Genomic DNA, 694 nt, shown 5'->3' with positions numbered 1-694 from the left:
GCTCTGGCCTCGCTCTTCCGAAAAACGGTTTCCGCCTGTGAATCATGCATGCGTCATTTTCTTGTCCGGAAGCGACATTGGTCTTGCATGGTTGTCAAAATCGACATAAACATATGTTTATATCTTTTTCAAAGAGAAACACTCATGCATGTTTCGCTCGACACGATGGTGGACACCCTCAAGGCAGCTGCCGAATCCAGCCGGCTGCGCATCCTCGCGCTCCTGTCGCGCGGCGACCTGACCGTTTCCGATCTTACCGAAATTCTCGGCCAGTCGCAGCCGCGCGTGTCGCGCCATCTGAAGCTGCTGCTGGATGCGGGACTGATCGGGCGCTACCAGGAGGGGTCGTGGGCCTTCTTCCGCTTGTCTGATACGGATGCCGCGCGCGATTTCGTGCTGAGGCTGGTTTCCGGCATCCGCGGCGCCGATCCGCAGGTCGAGCGGGACCTCGAGCGGCTGGCGGCGGTCAAGCGCAAGCGGCAGGACCGCGCCGCCGAATATTTCTCCGAGAATGCCGCGAGTTGGGATCACATCCGCTCGCTGCATGTGCCGGACCGCGCCGTCGAGGCAGCGCTGCTCAAGCTCGTCGGCAAGCGGCCGTTCCTGTCGATGCTCGACCTCGGCACCGGAACCGGCCGGCTGCTCGAGATATTTTCGCCGCTCTACCGGCGCGGTCCGGCACATGCAGCGAGCG

1 protein-coding gene is annotated in these 694 nt (G+C 61.8%); it reads left to right on the top strand.

Annotated features, from left to right (window positions below):
- Positions 1 to 144: 144 nt before the first annotated feature.
- A partial coding sequence (locus EN781_RS33590) for a metalloregulator ArsR/SmtB family transcription factor (RefSeq protein ID WP_145965832.1) occupies positions 145 to 694 on the top strand: 550 nt, incomplete at its 3' end.

The organism is Mesorhizobium sp. M4A.F.Ca.ET.090.04.2.1 (assembly GCF_003999085.1).
GTDB lineage: Bacteria > Pseudomonadota > Alphaproteobacteria > Rhizobiales > Rhizobiaceae > Mesorhizobium.
This window is presented reverse-complemented; position numbering and strand designations above follow the sequence as displayed.